The 974-nt window shown below is 65.8% G+C and carries 1 protein-coding gene; it reads right to left on the bottom strand.

Annotated features, from left to right (window positions below; translation table 11 throughout):
- The coding region (locus tag ACOADB_RS22820; RefSeq protein WP_378604059.1) for an AMP-binding protein at window positions 1–722 on the bottom strand (722 nt) is incomplete at its 3' end.
- Window positions 723–974: the final 252 nt, after the last annotated feature.

The raw sequence follows: 974 nt of genomic DNA, 5'->3' as shown, positions 1-974 counted from the left end.
AAGGCTGTCTCGAGCACGACCGGGATCCCCAGCGCCAGTGCGCCAAGGAGCGGCGTCTGCCCACCCACGTGGAAGAGCGGAGCAGCGGTGAAGATGACGTCGTCGTCCTCGAGGCCCGAGAGGGCCTCGGTGTACCGCGACCAGTGCTTGGTCATCCCGTGACTGATGATGCAGCCCTTCGGAAGGCCCGTCGTGCCCGAGGTGTAGAGGATCGTGTAGACGTCGGCGTCGTCGGGGACCACGGGTTGGACGGGAGCTGAGTCGAGAAGCTCGCCGTAGGAAGCAATCTCGAACTCTTCCGTCGTGGACGGTGGGTCGGCGTCGTCGAGCTGGACGACGAGCCGCAGGGCGGGGAGGTCTGCCACCAGGCCGCGCACCATCGCGATGCCTGCTTCATCGGCGAGGAGAGCCTTGCACCCGCTGCTCAGGAGCTGGTGCACGAGCGGCTCGCCCTTGAGATAGATGTTGAGCGGCACGGGGATGGCACCCAGACCCGCGACGCCCAGAAGGCTGGTGACGGACGCGACAGACGTCGGGCTCATCACCGCGACCCGGTCGCCGGGCGAGATGCCGCGAGCAGCAAGTCCCCCCGCGAACCGCCACGCATCGTCACGCACCTCGCCATAGCTGCGATTCACGGCACCCACCGTGAGGAACCGGCGCTCCGGGCGGTCGTCCGCCCAGTGATCCAGAAGCTGGGGGATCGCCTTGTCTTGCCTCACGGGGACTCCTTGTCTGTGCCGCGACACCTGACGGCGTCGTGGGCGGTCCGCCATCCTACCTAATACTGACGGTCAACGTCAGCATAGATCGAAACGGGGCGAGGCGCTACGTCCCTGCCCTACGGAGACCATATCCCGCAGAGGGGATGAAATCTGAACGGAAAGCGTCTAGGATATCTGGGTGTCCCCACGAAGGTTGGTCAGATCATGAACTCGCAGCTCGACCCCCGTATGCCCGTGATCGCGGGGGTC

The organism is Nocardioides sp. CPCC 206348, from assembly GCF_048654705.1.
In the GTDB taxonomy this organism is placed as follows: Bacteria; Actinomycetota; Actinomycetes; order Propionibacteriales; family Nocardioidaceae; genus Nocardioides.
This window is presented reverse-complemented; position numbering and strand designations above follow the sequence as displayed.